The 16,574-nt window shown below is 63.7% G+C and carries 14 protein-coding genes; 8 read left to right on the forward strand and 6 right to left on the reverse strand.

Translation table 11 applies throughout. The features are described 5' to 3' along the window. Positions 1–4 precede the first annotated feature (4 nt). Genes RQH14_RS14535 through RQH14_RS14545 form a run of 3 tightly spaced genes read left to right on the forward strand, consistent with a single transcriptional unit; the run spans position 5 to position 3,428 of the window. On the forward strand, positions 5–1,030 hold the full coding sequence (locus RQH14_RS14535) for a nucleoside hydrolase (protein WP_311213984.1): 1,026 nt from the start codon (positions 5–7) through the stop codon (positions 1,028–1,030). Further along, complete coding sequence (locus RQH14_RS14540; protein WP_311213890.1) at positions 1,030–2,475, forward strand: MFS transporter; 1,446 nt, start codon at positions 1,030–1,032, stop codon at positions 2,473–2,475. The genes RQH14_RS14535 and RQH14_RS14540 overlap by 1 nt, the downstream gene beginning before the upstream one ends. Beyond that, a complete protein-coding gene (locus RQH14_RS14545; RefSeq protein WP_311213891.1) occupies positions 2,472–3,428 on the forward strand; it encodes a ribokinase in 957 nt (318 codons plus the stop codon). Before RQH14_RS14540 ends, RQH14_RS14545 begins: the two co-directional genes overlap by 4 nt. A 79-nt stretch (positions 3,429–3,507) precedes the next feature. On the opposite strand, the gene RQH14_RS14550 is transcribed toward RQH14_RS14545, so the two are convergent. After that, positions 3,508–3,819 (reverse strand): hypothetical protein, encoded by a 312-nt coding sequence (locus RQH14_RS14550; RefSeq protein ID WP_311213892.1) that lies wholly within the window; start codon positions 3,817–3,819, stop codon positions 3,508–3,510. Positions 3,820–3,919: 100 nt separating this feature from the next. Here RQH14_RS14550 and RQH14_RS14555 point away from each other — a divergent pair, with 100 nt between their 5' ends. The 3 genes from RQH14_RS14555 (at position 3,920) to RQH14_RS14565 (ending at position 7,245) form a co-directional block, all read left to right on the forward strand. After that, positions 3,920–4,534 (forward strand): TetR family transcriptional regulator, encoded by a 615-nt coding sequence (locus tag RQH14_RS14555; RefSeq protein WP_311213893.1) that lies wholly within the window; start codon positions 3,920–3,922, stop codon positions 4,532–4,534. Between the two features lie 99 nt (positions 4,535–4,633). Further along, positions 4,634–5,194 (forward strand): low molecular weight protein-tyrosine-phosphatase, encoded by a 561-nt coding sequence (locus RQH14_RS14560; RefSeq protein ID WP_311213894.1) that lies wholly within the window; start codon positions 4,634–4,636, stop codon positions 5,192–5,194. After that, positions 5,191–7,245 carry a chorismate-binding protein gene (locus RQH14_RS14565; RefSeq protein WP_311213895.1) on the forward strand — a complete coding sequence of 685 codons (2,055 nt, stop codon included), beginning with the start codon at positions 5,191–5,193 and terminating at the stop codon, positions 7,243–7,245. The genes RQH14_RS14560 and RQH14_RS14565 overlap by 4 nt, the downstream gene beginning before the upstream one ends. A gap of 57 nt (positions 7,246–7,302) precedes the next feature. Here RQH14_RS14565 and cls read toward each other — a convergent pair whose 3' ends face one another. Further along, positions 7,303–8,775, reverse strand: a complete 1,473-nt coding sequence (gene cls / locus RQH14_RS14570) for a cardiolipin synthase (RefSeq protein WP_311213896.1) — start codon at positions 8,773–8,775, stop codon at positions 7,303–7,305. Positions 8,776–8,862: 87 nt separating this feature from the next. Between cls and RQH14_RS14575 the strand changes: the two genes are divergently transcribed. After that, positions 8,863–9,804, forward strand: a complete 942-nt coding sequence (locus RQH14_RS14575; RefSeq protein WP_311213897.1) for an aminodeoxychorismate lyase — start codon at positions 8,863–8,865, stop codon at positions 9,802–9,804. 250 nt (positions 9,805–10,054) lie between these two features. Beyond that, a complete protein-coding gene (locus RQH14_RS14580) occupies positions 10,055–11,509 on the forward strand; it encodes an amino acid permease (RefSeq protein WP_311213898.1) in 1,455 nt (484 codons plus the stop codon). 302 nt (positions 11,510–11,811) lie between these two features. On the opposite strand, the gene RQH14_RS14585 is transcribed toward RQH14_RS14580, so the two are convergent. The 4 genes from RQH14_RS14585 to RQH14_RS14600 form a co-directional block, all read right to left on the reverse strand. Then, on the reverse strand, positions 11,812–12,294 hold the full coding sequence (locus RQH14_RS14585) for a carboxymuconolactone decarboxylase family protein (RefSeq protein WP_311213899.1): 483 nt from the start codon (positions 12,292–12,294) through the stop codon (positions 11,812–11,814). Between the two features lie 146 nt (positions 12,295–12,440). Continuing rightward, positions 12,441–13,505, reverse strand: coding sequence for a cysteine synthase family protein (locus RQH14_RS14590; RefSeq protein ID WP_311213900.1), 1,065 nt, complete (start codon positions 13,503–13,505; stop codon positions 12,441–12,443). Next, positions 13,499–15,121 (reverse strand): aromatic amino acid ammonia-lyase, encoded by a 1,623-nt coding sequence (locus RQH14_RS14595; RefSeq protein WP_311213901.1) that lies wholly within the window; start codon positions 15,119–15,121, stop codon positions 13,499–13,501. Before RQH14_RS14595 ends, RQH14_RS14590 begins: the two co-directional genes overlap by 7 nt. Continuing rightward, the gene (locus RQH14_RS14600; protein WP_311213902.1) at positions 15,121–16,449 is read right to left on the reverse strand and encodes an NtaA/DmoA family FMN-dependent monooxygenase; all 1,329 of its coding nucleotides are present in this window, start codon (positions 16,447–16,449) and stop codon (positions 15,121–15,123) included. The genes RQH14_RS14595 and RQH14_RS14600 overlap by 1 nt, the downstream gene beginning before the upstream one ends. Positions 16,450–16,574: the final 125 nt, after the last annotated feature.

A 16,574-nucleotide genomic window follows, 5' to 3' on the forward strand; every position in this document is an offset into this window, starting at 1 on the left:
CACCATGACACCAGCACGCAAGAAGATCATTCTTGACTGCGACCCTGGCCATGACGACGCCGTGGCGTTGCTGCTGGCGCACGGCAATCCGGACATCGAGCTCCTGGCCGTCACAACGGTGGTGGGCAATCAAACCCTGGAAAAGGTCACCCGGAACGCCCTCTCGGTAGCCACCATTGCCGGCATCACCGGCGTCCCCTTCGCAGCCGGCTGCGACCGCCCCCTGGTCCGCACCATCGAAACGGCCCCCAGCATCCACGGCGATTCCGGCATGGACGGCCCGGAGCAGCCCGAGTCCGCCATCGAGCTGGACCCGCGCCACGCCGTCGACCTCATCATTGAAACCGTCATGGCACACCAGCCGGGTACCGTCACCCTGGTCCCCACTGCTGGCCTCACCAACATTGCGATGGCTGCCCGCAAAGAGCCGCGCATCGTGGAGCGCGTGAAGGAAGTTGTCCTCATGGGCGGCGGCTACCACGTGGGCAACTGGAGCGCCGTGGCGGAGTTCAACATCATCATCGACCCCGAAGCCGCACACATCGTTTTCAACGAAAAGTGGCCCGTGGTCATGGTCGGTCTCGATCTCACGCACCAGGCGCTGGCCACGGACGAGGTGGTGGACCGCATAGCAAAAATTGGCACCAAGCCGGCCAAGTTCGTCATGGAGCTCATGGACTTCTTCCAAAAGACCTACAAGGACGCCCAGGGATTCGATTTCCCACCGGTCCACGACCCCTGCGCTGTGGCCTACGTGATCGACCCCACCGTCATGACAACCCGCAAGGTCCCTGTGGACATTGAACTCCAGGGCAAGCTCACACTCGGGATGACCGTTGCCGACTTCCGCGCTCCGGCCCCCGAGGACTGCCACACGTCGGTCGCCGTCGACCTCGACCACAAGAAGTTCTGGGACCTGGTCACCGATGCGATTGAACGGATCGGCGAACCAACGCACGACGCCGGCGCTGCCGCCACCGCTGACGTAAACGCCACCGCAGAGGCCATCCTGGCAGGAGAGGCAAAGTAATGTCCTCCCCCGCAACCGAATCCAAGTCAACCCGCGGCAACGTCACAGCCCTCATGGTTGCCCTGTTGGCGGCCTGCGTGGCCTTCCAGCTCAACGCCTCCATGCTCAGCCCGGCCTTGGTCACCATGGGCAACGAACTCAACACGGACCAGGCCACCATCGGCCTGTCCCAGACCTGGTTCTTCACGGCAGCAGCGCTCTTCTCGCTGTTCCTCCCCCGCCTGAGCGACATCGTGGGCCGCAAGAAGATCCTCGTCGGCATGATGATCCTCATGGCTGTCGGTTCGGTCATCGCAGCGATGGCCCCGGACGTGACGTGGCTCTTCGTGGGCCGCATCATCCAGGGCGTTAGCGGCCCCACGGTTCCGCTGTGCCTGATCATGCTCCGCTCCGCCGTCACCAACCCGCGCAAGTACGGCACACTCATGGGCCTCATCACGGCAGTCAACGGCGGCGTGGCCGGCGTCGACTCGTTCGTGGGCGGCTACTTCGCTGAGAACTTCGGCTTCCGCAGCATCTTCTGGCTCATGGTTGCACTGGCCTTGGCAGCCACCGTCCTGATCGCCGTCCTTGCCGGTGAAAGCAAGCCTGCCGCCGGCACCACCATGGACTGGCTGGGTGTGTTCTTCATCGTTGTCGCCGTTGGTGCACTGCTCACGGCTCTGAATGAGGGTGCCAAGCTGGCCACGGCTTTCGATGCCGGCACCCTAACGCTGGCGATCGTGCTCACGGTGATTGCCGTCGTCGCATTCTTCGCCTTCTGGACCGTGGAGAAGCGCGCCAAGCAGCCCATGGTGGAAACCGTGCACCTGCGCCAGCGCTCCACGTGGGCGCCGCTGCTGACCACCACCCTCACCATGACAGGCATCTTCGCAGTCATCAATGGCATCGTCCCCGCCTACGTCCAGGCTGCAGATCCGGGCTTCGGCGTGGGCCCTACGGAGATGTCGCTCATCATCCTGACCCCTTACGCCCTGCTGGGTTGGCTGTTCGGCCCGATCAGCGGCCGCCTGGCACCCGTCCTCGGCTACACCAAGGTCCTGCGCATCGGCCTGCTCGGCAGCCTCGTTGCCTTGGCGATCATCGCGTTCTTCGGCCTGAACAACCTGCCCATGATGATCGTGGGAACGGCCTTGCTGGGCATCATGTACGCCGGTACCGTCAACATCATGCTGAACGGACTGGGCGTAGTTCTCTCGCCGCAAGGTAACCCTGGCTTCCTGCCTGGCATGAACGCCGGCGCCTTCAACCTCGGCGCCGGGCTGAGCTTCCTGGTCCTTCCGGCCGTCCTGGTGGCCACGGCTTCGCTCAATGATGCCAAGGCCTCTTACCTGACCGTTGTAGTGGTGGGCCTCGCCATCACACTTGCCGCCTTCGCCGCGTCGCTCCTTATTCCCAAGCCCGTGGACGCAGAAGTGACCGAGAACCAGAAGGTGACCGCATGACCGCCGCACCCAAGGCGGGAATCGTCGTCGTCGGCTCCCTCAACGCAGACCTCACCATCTACTGCGACCGCCTCCCCCAACCCGGTGAGACGGTTCACGGCAACGGTTTCGCAGTGAATCCCGGCGGCAAGAGCGCCAACCAGGCGGTGGCTGCCAGCAAGCTCGGTGGTCAGGTCAGCCTGATTGGCGCCGTGGGCGACGACCCCAACGGCACCATGCTCCTGGACTCGACGGCCAGCGCGGGTGTGGACGTGTCACGCGTCCTCCGCAGTGACGTGGCCACCGGCGTCGCCGTCATTTCCGTGGACGCGAGCGGCGAAAACAGCATCATCATCTCGGCCGGTGCCAATGGCACGCTCAGGCCTTCGGACGTCACGTCCGATGCCTTCCAGGATGCGGCGGTTGTGTGCCTCTGCCTGGAAGTGGGGATTGATACTGTGACGGCCGCAGCCCAAGCAGGGCACGACGCCGGCGCAACCGTTCTGCTCAACCTCTCGCCTTACGCGGAGGTACCGGAGGTTCTGGCGGGCTTGAGCGACGTGCTGTTGGTCAACGCCCACGAGGCGTCGTTGTTCCTTGGCGCCGAAGCGGACATTCCGGACGCCGACGCAGAAACCGAAGCCTGGGAGCCGGTCCGGAGCCAGTTCGCGGACCGCGGTCTGCAACGGGTTCTGGTGACACTGGGTGCGCATGGCTCGGTGGTCTTGGATTCGATGGCACATGGCGTTGAAGACCAGATCACCCGTATTGCCCCGACACGTGTTTCCGCCGTTGACACCACGGGTGCCGGCGATGCCTTCACGGGCGCTGTCGCTGCGCGTCTGGCGGCTGGAGAATCCTTGGCCGATGCCGCCGCGTTTGCCTCAGTGGCCGCTGCTTTGGCTGCAACCAAGAAGGGCACGCAGGCCGCGTACCCGGGGATCGCCGACGTCGAGCAACTGCTGAACGCGTAGCCCCGCCGCGGCACCCAACTGGGTCGCAATTGAGCGCGTTTTGAGCCTTCAGAACGCGCTCAATTGCGACCTACTTGGGTTAAGCGGCTTTGCGGGCTGCTCGTTGCGCTGAGCGCTCCACTGCCTTGCGGGACAGGGCACCGTGGCCTGCCATCAACCGGGGCACCACGACGTAAACAGCGGCCGGAACCACGAGTGCAGTGAGCAGCAGCGCGCGAAGGACTGGGTGCAACGGCTCCATGATGGGGCCGAGGAGCAGCATGCCGATGGATACCAACGGGAAGATGGCGAGCCAGGTAATCAGCGCCCGCATGTGAACGGAGGGTCCCTGCGGGCGGGCGGCTGGCGCTGTGGGTACAACGGCGGCTTGGGAGGGTGTTTGGGTGGTCATGGCATTCTCCAACTAAACGGTTGCTTTTGGCTTGAGATCACAATATCCCCACCAGTCAAGAATTACAACCATCCAGTTGGAAACTGGTAATATGACTGCTATGGCGTGGGACACAGAGCGAACCAAGGGGCTGCTGCTCAAGGCAGCGACGTCCGAGTTTTGCGCGCGCGGACTAGCAGGTGCCCGCATCGACCGCATTGCCACAGAGGCCGGGGTCAACAAAGAGCGGATCTACCAGTACTTCGGCAATAAGAATGCGCTTTTCGACGCCGTGATCGTCGCCGCCCTGAGCTCACTCATGGATGAAGTACCCATCGAAGGCAACGGGCCGGAGGCCATGGCAGACTACGCCGGCCGGCTCTTCGACCACCACCAGAAAGACGCCACGGCACCCCGCCTCCTGTTCTGGGAAGGACTGGAGCGGGGCACGGAAGTGGTGGGACTGCCGAGGCGGATGGCCAACTGCGCGTCGAAGGTCAACAGCACCATCGCCGCCCTGCCGGGAGTCTCCCGGGAAGACGCCGGGGATCTCCTCATCACCATCGTGAGTCTCTGCGACGCCGCACCCGTACTGCCGGCACTCGACGGACTGATGGCCGGCAATGACCCCGGCCGCGCGCAAAGGCGACGCGCCGCCGTCGTACGCACCGTTTACCTGGCCGCTGCAGCGCTGGCTGCCGAAGCCTCCAACGCTGATTCGACCCTCATCACCTAGGCACTTTCCGCGCCCTCTGTGACAGCTTTGACAGGAAAAGTGACTCAGTTGTGAAGTGGCCCCTAGCCAAGAAGGGGTGCCATCAATCATGCTTGCAGAATGTACTCAACGACGAGCCCATACCGCATCATCACGGTCTGCACTGGAAACATCTGCCGCTCGCCCATGGCAGCGCTCATGCTCACCGAAGCCTTCGACGCGGAAGGGCTCGGCCAGCTCGTAACGGTGGACTCTGCGGGCACCACAGGGTACGAGGTGGGGCATCCGATCGACCCCCGCGCCGCACGTGTCCTCACAGCCCAGCACATCGCTTCCGAGGACCACGCAGCGCGGAAATGGCGGCATGAATGGTTCGCGGAACGGGACCTGATCCTTGCGCTCGACGTAGACCATTTCGGCTGGCTCCAAGAAGGGGCGCCGGACCGCGCTTCACTCGAAAAAGTGCGAATGTTCCGCAGCTTCGACCCCCGCATGGAAGGGCGCAGCTCCCTGGACCTCGGCATCGAAGACCCCTGGTACGGCGGCCACACCGACTTCGACAACACCTGGACGCTCATCAAGGCCGCCAACCCGGGCATCGTGCAGTACGTCAAAGCAGCAATCGCCTCCGCGGAGGCCGCCGCTGACAACGACCACCAGCAGGTAACCTCTATGACATGACCCCTGCACCCCTGATCATCGCTGTTGACGGCAGGTCCGGCGCAGGAAAAACCACACTGGCCGTTGAACTGGCGGCACGGTTGCGGCAGCACCACAAGGTTTCACTGTTCCACTTGGAAGATATCTACCCCGGCTGGAACGGTCTCATGCCCGGCATTGAGCGTTACGTCGGCACGGTCCTGACACCGCTAAGCTCCGGCCAGGCAGCGGAATGGACCAGCTGGGACTGGGAACGGCATTACGACGGCGGACTGAACGTCACGCTGCCCGCCGAGATCGTGATTGTTGAGGGCGTTGGCGCTGCTGCGAACGCCGCCCGGCCCATGCTGGACGCCGTGGTGTGGGTGGAAGCGCCTGGTGACGATCGCCGTCGTCGTGCGTTGGCGCGGGACGGAAGCACCTACGAACCGTACTGGGACAGCTGGGCAGCCCAGGAGGACGAGTGGCTTTCCACCGATCAGGTCATCGGCGCCGCCGATGTGCGCGTGCAAAACCTTGTCGACGGCAATGCGCCGAAAGATGTCCTGCAAGCGCTCATGTACCTGCCTTCAGTTGCTTCGATTTTGTCACCCGAGCTCAGTGCACGGCGTGGTCTCCAACTACGATCCGAGCGTCTGGACGCTGTCCCTGACGCTGAACAGCTCTTCGAATCCCTGTATGCCCGCTCCGGCAACGCCGTCTGGCTCGATTCCTCCAATGCCTCGGCCGTCGCCGGCAGGTCCCAGGCCGCCGCCCGCAGCCGCTTCAGCGTCCTGGCAGACGACGGGGGCACGTACGGACAGTCGGTACGCCACCTGGCGGGGACCACCCACGTCACTGCGGGCACAGCCACCGTCACCACCTCCGGGCCGTTCTTCCGGTGGCTCGACACCGTCTGGGGCCGCAGGGCAGTCCGCGCCCCCCGCGGGTACGACGGCCAATTCACGCTCGGCTGGCTCGGCTACCTCGGCTACGAGCTCAAGCGCGAAACCGGCGGCAACGACGTCGCTTCCCACACCCCGGACGCGGCGCTGCTCTTCGCCGGACGGGCTGTGGTGCTGGACCATCGGGAACGGACCGTCTGGCTGCTCGCCTTGGAAGCGCCCGACGCCGACGAGTGGTTCCGCACGGCCCGCACCGCCGTCGGGGCTGCTGCGGTTGGTTCCGCTCCCGCCTCTTCCGGCGGCGTCGCGTCAGGTGCCGTCTCTTCCGGCGCCGTCCCGGAATTCGTGAGCCGGGACTCCGCGACGGACTACAAGCGCAAGATCGCGGACTCCCAGCACGAAATCAGCGAGGGAAACTCGTACGAGATCTGCCTGACCACCACCCTTGAAGCCCCCGCTGGGGAGCTGGATCCATGGCGCAGCTACCTGAACCTTCGACGCCGGAACCCGGCACCGTTCGCCAGTTACCTCCGTTTCGGCGAACTGGTGGTGGCGAGCACGTCGCCTGAACGCTTCCTCCGGATCCTGTCCGACGGCGGCATGCGCGCCGAACCGATCAAGGGCACCCGGGGCCGCTCATCCGACGCCTTCGAGGATGCTGCTTTGCGGCACGACCTCGAGACGTCGCTGAAGGACCGCGCTGAGAACATCATGATCGTGGACCTGCTGCGCAACGACCTCAGCCACTTCGCCATCCCTGGTTCCGTGACGGTCAGCCGCTTGTGCGCGATCGAAAGCTACGCCACCGTCCACCAAATGGTCAGCACCATTGACGCCCACCTGAAGCCGGGCGCACCTCGTGCGGAAGCCCTGGCTGCGGCCTTCCCCGCCGGTTCCATGACGGGAGCGCCAAAGATCAGCACCATGGACATCCTGGACCAGCTCGAGTCCGGGCCCCGGGGCATCTATTCGGGCGCCATTGGCTACTTCTCACTGAATGCGGCCACGGACCTCGCCGTGGTGATCCGTACCTTGGTGGTCAACCCTGACGCCGACGGTGGTCGTACGCTCTCCCTCGGCGTGGGCGGGGCCATCACCGCGGACTCCGTAGCCGACGACGAGTACGAGGAAATCCGGACCAAAGCGTACGGCGTGCTGTCCACGCTGGGCGCCGAATTCCCGGGCTGATTTTTGTACAGCTAATGCCCCTAAGAGCACCGCTAAAGGGCATCCGCTGTACAAAAACTACTGGAGCGTCGCGGTCAATCTGGCCACATTATCCACATACTTGGCCAACGGGGGTCTATCCATCCAGTCGTCCAGCATAAGCTCACGGGACACCTCGCGATACGTGGACTCCACTGCCCGCATGAGGTCCACGGTTTCGGAGCCAAGGAGCATCACCGAGACCTCCATGTTCAGGGAGAAGGAGCGCATGTCCATGTTGCTGGAACCGAGAACGGCTACCTCGTCATCAATGGTGAAGTGCTTGGCGTGGAGGACGTACGGCGCCCGGTACAGGTAAATTCGGACACCGGCCCCCAGCAAGGCTTCGTAGTAGGAGCGTTGGGCGTGATGGACCAGGAACTGATCACCCTTCTCGGAGACGAAGAGTTCAACGTCAACACCTCGTTGCGCAGCTGTGGTGATGGCATAGAGCAAGGAATCGTCCGGGACAAAGTACGGGCTGCAGATGGAGATCCGGTGCTGCGCCGAGTAAATCAGCGTGTTGAACAGGCGCAGGTTGTTTTCGGTGGCGAACCCGGGGCCACTTGGCACTACCTGGGCGGTGACCTGGCCCGGCGCCGGCCGCGTGGGCAAGCGCAGCTGGTCTTCCAGAGATTCGTCGGTTTCGCTGAGCCAGTCCGTAGCGAACACCACGTTGAGCGTGGCCACGATCGGGCCCTCCAACCGGGACATGAGCTCCACCCATTTGCGGCCCACCTTGTGGTGCTTGGGGTTGTTGTAGGAAGGCTCAATCAAGTTTTGCGAGCCGGTGAACGCAATCTCGCCGTCAATGACCATGATCTTGCGGTGGTTCCTGAGGTCGGGGCGCCGCCATTGACCGTGGATAGGCAGCAGGGGCAGCATCCGCTTCCATTGGATCTTGCCTGCTTTGAGGCGGCGGATCAGTCGGCGGTATCCCTTAACGCGCAACGTTCCGATGTGGTCGAAGAGCAGCCTGACCGTCACACCGCGTTCAGCCGCGTTCTCCAGTTCGGTGAGCAATTCGTCCGTCACGGAATCGCTGCTCATGATGTAGAACTCGGCGTTGACGTAGCTCTTGGCACCCTTGACTGCCTCAGCCATGGCTTTGATGGATTCTTCGTAGCCGGGAATCAGCTCCACTTTGTTGCCGTCAACCATGGGCAACGATCCAAGCCGGTGGTTCAGCTCACCAGCCGACTTCACCCATTCCGGCCCGGAGTAGATGCTGACGGGATCAGCCAGATCGGAGGTCACCGCACGAACACGGCGATTGACCTCCTCCTGCTGTTCACGCCGGCGCCGCGACAGCTTGAAATTGCCGAAGAGCAAGAACAGAACGAACCCAACAGATGGGATGAGGAACACAGCCAAAAGCCAGGCCATGGCGGTAGTGGGACGCCGGTTGCCGGGGATGATGCCCAGCAACACAATGCGCATAATGACTTCCGCAATGGCCCATGCACCCAGCAACCAGGTCCACTCCTGGCCAAACGGAAAAGGAAAGAGCACCCGACAAACCCCCACAGTTCATGAACATCAGTGACCACAGCCTATCCGGCAAAGTCCCGTCCAGCGGGTCCGCACTAAGCTGGGACCATGACTTCACCTGCCCCCACGGTCCTCGTTTTCCTGGACCCCGCCTTCGAAAACGGTCGTATCGCCGATTCCAGCCAGCCTCAACTCATGGCAACGGATCTGGGTGCCACCCGCGGCGACGGCGTGTTCGAATCACTCCTCGCCGTGCAAGGCCGCCCCCGCAAAGTCCAGGCTCACCTGAACCGATTGGGTAGTTCCGCAGCAGCCTTGGACCTGGCGCTTCCCGGGCAGGATGTCTGGCGCCGCGCCATCGAGACGGCCATCAACGAATTCCGCGACGCTCACCCCGCCCCCACGCCTGAAGAGGACGAGGTCGTGGTCAAGCTGATCGTGACCCGCGGCGTTGAAGGCGCCGCCAGCCCCACGTGCTGGGTACAAGCTTCGCCCTCGCCTGCGGGCAGCCGCCGTCAGCGCCAGACGGGTATCGACGTCGTGCTTTTGGACCGTGGCTTCGATACCGAAGCAGGCGAGCGCGCGCCGTGGCTGCTGCTGGGCGCGAAGACGCTTTCTTATGCCGTGAACATGGCGGCGCTTCGCTACGCCCACAAGCAGGGTGCCGACGACGCGATCTTCACCTCCACTGACGGCCGGGTCCTGGAAGGCCCGACGTCCACCGTGTTGCTTGCGCACCTTGAAACGGTCGACGACGGCGACGGTTCCGTCAGGACGGTTCGTCGCCTCATCACTCCCCAGCTTGATAGCGGCATCCTCCCGGGCACCTCGCAGGGCGCATTGTTCGCCGCAGCGAAGGCGGCTGGCTGGGAACTTGGTTATGGCCCCTTGGAGCCGCAGGACCTGTTCGATGCCGACGCCGTCTGGCTGATCTCCAGCATCCGGCTGATCGCCCCCGTGAACCACATCAACGGTAAAGAAGTGGGCACGCCCGAGGTGCGCAAACAGCTCACTGCTGAGCTGAACCACCTGTTCGCCGGGATCGAGTAAGTCGTTTTTCTGCGGGTCCGCTTATGGAGCTCCGCATGGAACCTAACAGATAACAAGTAGAGTAATCGCTCGCGTGACCTAATGATTAGGAACTCTTAGCCTCAGCCGAGGGCCGTTTGCGCGTTCAATCGCGTTCCTTATCCTCCTTGAAATGGTCCTTCGTCATGTGATGAATCTTGTTCTCGTGTTAGTTGGATCACGTCCGGCTGGTACTACTTCAGACTTTGCTGGCTAACTTCCCGGAGGGAATATGGGACTCAGCTCCCCCACAGAAGCCGAAGCATCGGCAACCGAGGCACAGTCCCACACTGATGCCTCACAGACAGGATTGCGCCGGTCCATGGAGGCCCGGCACCTGGTCATGATCGCCATGGGCGGCGTCATCGGATCAGGCCTGTTCGTCAGTTCGGGCTACACCATCGCCACGGCCGGCCCGCTGGGCGCGGTCCTGGCGTTCCTCATCGGCGCCGTGGTGGTCTACCTGGTGATGGCCTGCCTCGGGGAGCTCGCTGTTGCGTTCCCCGTCTCCGGCGCCTTTCACATTTACGCCGCCCGAACCATCGGCCCAGCCACGGGATTCGCCACTGCCTGGCTGTATTGGCTTTGTTGGGCCGTGGCCCTCGGCTCGGAATTTACAGCGGCCGGCCTCCTCATGCAGCGCTGGTTCCCGGGCGTCGACGTCTGGATCTGGTGCTTCGTCTTCGCTACCGTCCTGTTCACGCTGAACGCCATTTCATCGCGTGTCTTTGGCGAATCAGAGTTCTGGTTCGCGCTCATCAAGGTCGCCGCCGTCGTCGGCCTGATCATCCTTGGTGGCGCCGCATTGGCGGGCTTCCACCCCCTCGCCGCGGGCGAGTACCCCTCCTTTGGCGAGAACTTCACCACGCCCGAGGGTCTGTTCCCGAACGGTTTCACCGGCGTGTTCGTGACCTGCCTGGCAGTCTTCTATGCCTTCTCCGGCTCGGAACTGATCGGCGTGGCCGCGGGCGAAACGGCCAACCCGGGCGCCAACATACCCAAAGCCATGCGCACCACGGTCATCCGGCTCATGATCTTCTTCGTCGGCGCGATCACGGTCATCGCGGCCACCATCCCCTATGAAAAAGTCAGCGTGGACGAAAGCCCGTTCGTGACGGTCTTCTCCATGCTCGGCATCCCGTACGCGGCGGACATCATGAACTTTGTGATCATCACGGCGCTGCTCTCCGCAGGCAACTGCGGTCTCTTCTCCTGCGCACGCATGCTCTTCTCGTTGGCTGACGAAGGCCACGCACCGCAGGTCTTCAAGAAACTCACCAAGCGCGGCATCCCCATGGTGGCGCTCTGCGTGAGCATGCTTGGTGGCCTGGCCTCCCTGATCAGCAGCGTTGTGGCACCTGCCACCGTCTACCTTGTACTCGTCTCGGTGGCCGGCTTCGCCACCGTGGGCGTCTGGATGTCCATCGTGGCCTCGCACTTCATCTACCGCCGGACCTTCATCAAAAACGGCGGTGACCTCAGCGCGCTTCCCTACAAGGCACCCCTGTTCCCGCTGGTCCCGATCCTGGCTTTCGCTCTGTGCTTGGTGTCCCTGATCGGTATCGCCTTCGACCCCAACCAGGTTGCGGCGCTGCTGTTCGGCGTTCCGTTCGTGGGGGCCTGCTACGCCGTCTTCTACTTCAAGTACGGCCGACGGCGGTCGCTCAAGAAGGCAGCGGACGCATAGGTCTTCCTGCTCCGTAGCTTCCTGACCTTGTTTGGGCGCAGATCAGCCCTTGGACAACCTTTGCGGGTTGACCAAGGGCTGATCCCATCTCAAAGAGGGTCAAGACGCCACACCCCCGGCCCACCATCACCCACATTGGAACCCGGGCAGCCCTGACACTCCGGGCAAGGGGTGTGTCGGACGGGCCCTGCTACGCAAAGTTGGTGGTGGAGGCACGCCCATTATTTATCGGGCCTACTTCCTGGCTGGGCCTATTTCTTGGCTGGGCCTACTTCCTGGCTGGGCCTACTTCTTGGCTGGGCCTACTTCTTGGCCGCGCGGACCGGGTGCTCGCTCAAGATGGACAGGCGGTTGAAGGCGTTGATTCCGATGGCGGCCATGCAGAGCACACTGATCTGCTGGTCGTTGTAGTGTTGCCGGGCCTGTTCGAAGAGCTCGGGGCTAGGCCGCGAGGAGCTCATCCGTGTGATCTGCTCTGCAATTTCCATCGCGACCACTTCCGCGGGCTCGAAGAGCTGCACTTCCTTGTAAACAGCCACCAAGGACAAACGCTGTTCCGTTTCGCCGTACTTCAGGGCCCGGCGATGGTGAAGGTCCAGGCAGAAGGCGCAACCGTTGATTTGCGAGCAGCGATAGTTGATGAGTTCAAGGGTCCGGCGCGAAATACCCAGCCGGTCAGCTTCGTCTACGAGCTGCTGGGAGTAATGGCTCAGAGTCGCATAAAGATCCGGCTGCTGCTTGTCCAGATAGCCGGCCAGACGTGGTTTGGTTTCCTGTTCAGGCATGGTTGGAGCCTAACGCAAAGGCGCCGGGCACCTTTAGGTGAGAGAAGGTCCGCAGGTAACCCGCGGGACCTGAGAGAGGGTTCGCACCAAACCCGCGGGACCTGAGAGAAGGTCCACCCCAAACCCGCGGGACGTGAGAGAGGGTTCTACTCGCGGGCGGCGGGGGTGTCGGCGGCGAGCCGGATGCCGTGCTCTGCCAGCCACACGGGGTTGAAGGCCTTGCTCATATAGTTCGTCCCGGCGTCGGGCGCTATGGCAACCACCACCGAGCCGTGAGGCGCGGCGCGTGCCACCCGGATGGCAGCGGCGACGGCGAGCCCCGAGGAGGGGCCGAGCGCGAGCCCTTCCTCGTCGAGGAGCCGGTGAACGGTGGTGTAAACCTCGTCGTTGGGGATGCGGAGGAAGCGGTCCACGATGGAACGGTCGAAGGCCTTGGGCCACTCGGGTTCCGGCCAGGAGTTACCCACGCCGTCCACCAGGATCTCGCCGGGATGGCCACCGCTGTAGGCAGAGCCGTAGGGGTCGGCGCCAACAACTTCCAGATGTCCGCCCGGGCGCAGGGCACCTACCTGTTCCTTCAAGAACCGCCCGTTCCCGCTGATGGTCCCGCCCGTTCCGATGCCCGCCACGAAGTGCGTGACCAGGCCTCCCGTCTGCTCCCAGATTTCGGGTCCGGTGGTTTCGTAGTGCGCCAGGGGATTGGCGGGGTTGTCGAACTGCATGGGCCGCCACGCACCGGGCGTCTCAGCCGTGATGCGCGCAGCCACAGCCCGGGCGTTCTCCGGTGACTCCGACGGCGCATTCCAGTCGGTCAGGATCACGCGGGCGCCGTAGTTGTGCAGCGCGGCGAGCTTCTCCTCGGAGATCGTGTCACCTGTCACCACCACTACGGGATGACCGGTCAGGTGGCCAATGAGCGCCAGTCCGATCCCGGTGTTGCCCGAGGTGCTCTCCACGATGGTGGCTCCCGGCTTCAGCTCCCCGGACCTCTCAGCCGCCCGAACCATGCTGAGTGCAGTGCGGTCTTTGATGGAGCCGCCGGGGTTTTCGGACTCAAGCTTGATGTGGATGGTGCTGCCCAGTCCACGGCCCAGCGACTCCAACTTCACCAGTGGCGTGTTGCCCACTTTGTCCAGGACCGAGGCGTCCAGCCCGGCCGGCAGTCGGGCCGATGCGTGGGCTCCATGCTGACGAATCGCCGTACTCACCACGATCCAACCCCTTCCTCTGATTCCGGGAAAACCTGATCCACGGCGCCGCGCAGTTCAGTCCGCGCCCGTTCCACAAGATCCGGCGCGGATGGCCTGTCGGCCAGCACGTCAGCGAGTCGACCCACGACGACGCCGGTCCCCTTCCCGAGCGGTTGCGCAGCTCCCGCTTCGAGCAGCAGATAGGACGCCGTCAGCGCCTCGATCGTCAACAGCTTTTCCAGCACCTCCGCCGACTTTTCGAGTTGCTGGAGGGCCAAGGGGGCCAATGTTGAGTGGTCCTCGACGTCGGCGGACAGGGTCGGTGCGCCAAGAGTGGCCGGGGCGGCCAGGAACTTGAGTTCGGCCAATAGCCCGGCCGCGGAGTACCACAGCAGCCCGGGCAGTTCCTCCTGGGCAAGCCCGGAAGCCGAGGCAGATTCCAGTCCGGCCTCGGTTCCCGACCCTGCAGACGATGCTTGGCTCGATGCTGCTTGCAAGTGCTTGGCCCGGATGGCCCGTTGCGGCGGATACAGCTTGGCGATGCGGCGCTCACTGGAAATCCCCACGTGCGCCAACGCCAGCCGCAGACCCTCGAATGCTAGAGCCAGTTGCATCGGCTGGAAGTTCCCGCCGGACACCATGAGCCCGGATTCGACATCCACCAGGGGATTGTCGCCGCGACCATTCAGTTCCACTTCCAAGGCAACACCAAGTTGCGTCACGAGGGATCGAAACGCCCCGTGAGTCTGCGGTGCGGCCCGGAAGGACAACGCATCCTGCACCGACACCTCGGAACGCACATCCTCCATCCAGCCACCGCTCAGCAGGTGTCGCACAGTTGCCGCCGAATCACCCTGGCCGTTCACCGCCTTGGCCGCTTGGATAGCCGGCGAAAACGGGCTGAGGTTCCCGCCGCCGTCGTACCTTGCGATGGTCTCCAGCGAAAGGGAGAGCGCGACGTCGGCCAGCCGGGCCAGATGGTGCAACCGCAGCAAGGCGAGGGTCCCGGCGCCGACGGAATACGCGTTGGCGCTCACCAAGGCGAGCGCCTCACCGGGGGCGAGGACGAGGGGTTGAAGGCCGGCATCGGCGAGCGCTTTGGCACCCGGGACCAAGGCGCCGTCGGCGTCGAAGGCTTTGCCCTCACCGATGGCGACGGCGGCGACGGCGGCCAGCTGGGTGAGGTCCGATGAGCCCACCGACCCTTCGCGCGGGATGGCGGGCAGGACGCCACGGTTGAGGAGCCCGGCATAGAAGTTTGCTGTTTCGGGCCGCACGCCGGAACCGCCGCGGCTGAAGCCGATCAGCCGGGCGAGGATCACGGCGCGGGCAGCGGGACGGTCCAGATACGATCCCACGCCGCTGTTGTGATACCTGACCACCTGGACCTGATAGGCCAGGAGCGACTTCTCCTCCACAGCGGTGTCCCGGCCGGAGCCGAGCAACGTATTGAGTCCATAAACCCGCTGTCCGGAGGCGGCGGTACGCTCCAGTACGTCACGGGAGCGACCGATCAAAGACAACGCATCTGGGTTGAGTTTCACGTGGAACGCCGGATCAGAGGCGGCCAGCGCCACGTCTGCAGCGCGCACCGGAGCCGTTCCCAGCACTAAAGTCCGCGGTTTGGAAGACGTCATCAGAAATCCAGGAGATTCTGCCGGAACCCACCGTTGCCGTAACTCGTCCTCAACAGGCCTCGCCGCCGTAGTTCAGGGGTGAGCTTGTCCAGGACACCGTGCACGGTTACCGGGTCCACGAAGCCGGAGAAGAGGAACCCGTCGCCGCCCACCTCGGAGCCGGTCGACTCAAGGTAATCTGCGATCTCGCCCACCGTGCCGATGATCGAATCCCCTGCCCCGCCGCTCCGGGCCTGCAGGATCTCGCGCAGCGTGGAACCGGGAGGGGCCGCCTTGGTGAAGTGTTCCAACGTCCCCTGGTTGCTGTTGGTACTCAGCTCCGGGAGGGGTGCGTCGAGGTCGAACTGCTTGAAGTCGATCACCGACAGGTAGGAGATGGAGTTCAGCTGGCTGTCGATGTCGCGCTGGGTGAGCTCACGACGCCGGGCCCGCAATTCCTCGGCCTCGGCAGCAGACCCAACCACGGTGGGCTTCAGGACAAAAAGTACCTTGACGTTGTCGGGGTTCCTGCCGGCTTTGGCGGCCTCCGCGCGAATCGAGTCACGGTAGGACTTCATGCCTTCAACACCACGGGCCAACGCAATGGCCACATCGGCATGACCACCCGCGAACGCCTTGCCCCGGGGAGACGCGCCAGCCTGGACCAGGACAGGTTCCTCCGGCAGCGGCGCCGTGTTCAGTGGACCGCGGACCTTGAAAAAGTCGCCGTCGTGGTTGATCGGGTGGACCTTGGTGTGGTCGGCAAACACCCCAGCGGAGACGTCCTCAAGGACAGCGCCCGGTTCCCAGCTCCGCCAGAGCCGCCTGACGACGTCGACGAATTCCTCCGCTTTTTCATACCTAAGGTCGTGTTCAATCTGCTGGTCCAACCCGTAGTTCTGGGCGGCGAGGTCACTGCCGGACGTGACCACGTTCCAGCCCAGCTGGCCCGCAGAGAAGTGCTGCAACGTGGCGAGGAGGCGGGCGGCAGTGAAGGGTGGGTAGAACGAGGCACTGACGGTCGGCACGATTCCCAGGTGCTCGGTGGCGGAGAGCAGATACGGGACCAGCGCCAGCGGATCGTGTTTCGGGGCAAAGGAGGCGTGAGCCAGGGACACCTCCGCAGATCCGCCATACGTGTCCGGCACGGTGAGGGAATCCTCGATGATGAAGAGGTCCAACCCGGATTGTTCGAACGCCCGGACAGCGTCCTGGTACAGGGCGGGTTTCTTCCAGTCGTAGCCCAGGCCGTAACCGGGCGTCCCCCACCCTTGGACACCGAATCCGTGGCCCACAAACCATCCAAAGTGCAGCATGGGCTTGAGTGTAGAACTGCTCTGTCCGTTCACCGCGACCTGATTTCATGCGAAGTTACAGGGGGACGTACTGGGTCAATTATGCTCCCGGGACGTCATATTTGAACGCGGCTGGAGACGGTCCGGATTTTCCACATAAGGCGTATGTCGTGTTCCGC

It is taken from the genome of Arthrobacter sp. WCS2018Hpa-7 (assembly GCF_031843805.1).
GTDB lineage: Bacteria > Actinomycetota > Actinomycetes > Actinomycetales > Micrococcaceae > Arthrobacter.